Below are 2,483 nucleotides of genomic sequence, written 5' to 3'. Positions count from 1 at the left end.
CAACCGCACGTGGAGCAATATTCAAAATGATTTGACCATCTTGAATAAACTCAACGGGTACACGCACATTCGGCATAGTCGCATCGACTACCAAATGCGGCGTTAAGTCATTATCTACTAACCAATCGTAGAATGCGCGAAGCATGTACGGTCGGCGAGCAGTCATCTTTGCAATATCCATAACGTATTATCTGAGCAGCTTAACGCATTAGGCGCATTTCACGCTCAGCTTCAGTTAGGGACGCAAGGAATGAATCACGTTCAAATACGCGGTTCATGTAAACTTTGATCTCTTTTGAACCTGGACCTACAAGCTCGATACCTAATTGAGGCAGACGCCACAATAGTGGTGCTAGATAACAATCAATGAGGCTGAACTCTTCACTCATGAAGTACTCATACTCAGCAAAAATTGGCGCAAGAGTCAGAAGATCGTTACGCAGTTTAATACGTGCTTTTTCTGATTCTTCAGCGTTACCCTTAAACACTTTTTCAGCGAGTGAGTACCAGTTTCGTTCTATACGGTACATCATCAGACGGCTGCTACCACGAGCAACTGGGTATACAGGCATTAGAGGCGGATGAGGAAAACGCTCGTCCAGGTACTCCATGATGATTTTTGAATCGTAAAGAGCGAGCTCACGGTCGACGAGAGTTGGCACTGATTTGTATGGGTTTAGTTCAACAAGCTCAGCAGGAAGATTCACTTCATCAACAAGCTCTACTTCAACACTGACGCCTTTTTCAGCGAGCACGATACGAACCTGATGGCTATACAAATCTGATGCACTTGAGAAAAGAGTCATCACAGAACGTTTATTGGCAGCTACAGCCATGGAGCCCTCCAGTACACTTACAAATAAAAATAATGGAGGCTTGGCCTCCATTATCAAACAATTAAAATTGGGAATTAGCACCGCATGGTAGCACAATTAATGCACATCACGCCAATACTCTTTCTTGAGCATCACGACAACGATCGTCAGTAGAACCAGGAAGCCCATCACCCACCAACCAAGCGCATGACGCTCAAGTTGAACTGGGTCGCCTGAATAGACGAGGAAATTCACGAGATCACCAACGGCTTTATCGTATTCGCCAGAACTCAACTCACCGGTACCGTTAGTTTCTGTGCCAACCACAACTTGCACTTCTTCACCGTCAACCACTTTGGTTGCGTAGACTGGTGTAGGAATCCCTTGAAGCTCCTCAAGTACATGCGGCATACCAACACTTGGGAACACAATGTTATTCACACCGAATGGGCGGGATGGATCAACATAGAAAGAACGGAGGTAAGTGTACAACCAATCCGCACCACGAACTCGAGCAACAAGCGTTAGATCAGGTGGCGGAGCACCAAACCAATTACTCGCTTGTTTGGCTGGCATTGCATTCACCATAAGGTCACCGATTTTCGCTTCAGGGTCAAAAATCAAGTTTTCCTTCATTAGGTCCACAGGGATATCCAAGTCTGTCGCGACTCGCTCGTAACGCTGATATTGCGTTGAGTGGCAAGCAAAACAGTAGTTCATAAACAACTTAGCACCGTGTTGTAACGAGGCTTTGTCCGAGAGGTCTACGTTTGCCTTGTCAAGCGGTACGCTAACCCCCGCTGCCATTGCTAGAGATGGCAACATAGCAAATAGAATTACAATCCACTTCTTCATTTGAATGTCACCCTCTCTGGTAATGGTTTGGTCGCTTCATTTTTGCTGTAGAAGAACAGCAATACAAAGAACATGAAGTAACACAAGCTAAAGATCTGAGATAGGATCGTGTACAGCGGTGTTGCCGGAAGTGCCCCCAAAATACCCAGAGCAATAAAGGCAATAGTAAACTGAACAATATTCAACAGGTGAAGTTTACTACGGTAACGGTATGAACGTACTTTACAACGGTCCAACCAAGGTAGAATAAACAGTACGACAATTGACGCCCCCATCAGGATTACACCTAACAGTTTGTCTGGAACCGCACGCAAGATTGCGTAGAATGGCGTGAAGTACCATACAGGAGCAATGTGCTCAGGTGTCTTCAGCGGGTTTGCAGCTTCAAAGTTAGGCGGCTCAAGGAAGTACCCCCCCATCTCTGGGTTAAAGAACAGCACATAACAGAAGAGGAACAAGAAGCCTGCAACACCAACTAAGTCCTTAACCGTACCGTACGGGTGGAAAGGGATCGAATCGATGATGTCGTATTTCTTCGTATAGTCGCCGTGGAACTTAAACTGCGTCTTGTAGTTGTCGCCCATTGAGCCTTTTGGTAGCTTGGTTTCGATACCATCTGGGTTGTTAGAGCCAACTTCATGCAGTGCCAATACATGCAGCACAACAAGCAGAAGCAACACGATAGGCAGCGCAATCACGTGTAACGCGAAGAAACGGTTCAAGGTTGCACCAGAGATGATGTAATCACCACGGATCCAAAGCGTTAAGTCATCACCAATAACCGGAATTGCACCGAACAGAGAAATGATTACT

At 45.9% G+C, this 2,483-nt stretch carries 4 protein-coding genes; all 4 read right to left on the bottom strand.

Features of this window, described 5'->3' with window-relative positions:
• On the bottom strand, window positions 1–181 hold a 181-nt coding region (locus tag AND4_RS18745), incomplete at its 3' end, for a ClpXP protease specificity-enhancing factor SspB (protein ID WP_009844563.1).
• A 19-nt stretch (window positions 182–200) separates the two neighbouring features.
• Window positions 201–836 (bottom strand): stringent starvation protein SspA, encoded by a 636-nt coding sequence (gene sspA, locus AND4_RS18740; RefSeq protein ID WP_009844562.1) that lies wholly within the window; start codon window positions 834–836, stop codon window positions 201–203.
• Window positions 837–932: 96 nt separating this feature from the next.
• Window positions 933–1,670: a cytochrome c1 gene (locus AND4_RS18735; protein WP_009844561.1), complete on the bottom strand. Its 738-nt coding sequence runs from the start codon at window positions 1,668–1,670 to the stop codon at window positions 933–935.
• On the bottom strand, window positions 1,667–2,483 hold an 817-nt coding region (locus AND4_RS18730), incomplete at its 5' end, for a cytochrome bc complex cytochrome b subunit (RefSeq protein ID WP_009844560.1). The genes AND4_RS18730 and AND4_RS18735, both read right to left, overlap by 4 nt.

Source organism: Vibrio sp. AND4, assembly GCF_000171815.1.
Classification (GTDB): Bacteria; Pseudomonadota; Gammaproteobacteria; order Enterobacterales; family Vibrionaceae; genus Vibrio.
The sequence above is the reverse complement of the archived record's forward strand: the minus strand, read 5'-3'. Positions and strand labels throughout refer to the sequence as shown.

Bases quoted from the DNA above. Each gene is read 5' to 3' on its own strand.
- sspA (WP_009844562.1), bottom strand. From the start codon at position 836: ATGGCTGTAGCTGCCAATAAACGTTCTGTGATGACTCTTTTCTCAAGT.
- AND4_RS18735 (WP_009844561.1), bottom strand. From the start codon at position 1,670: ATGAAGAAGTGGATTGTAATTCTATTTGCTATGTTGCCATCTCTAGCA.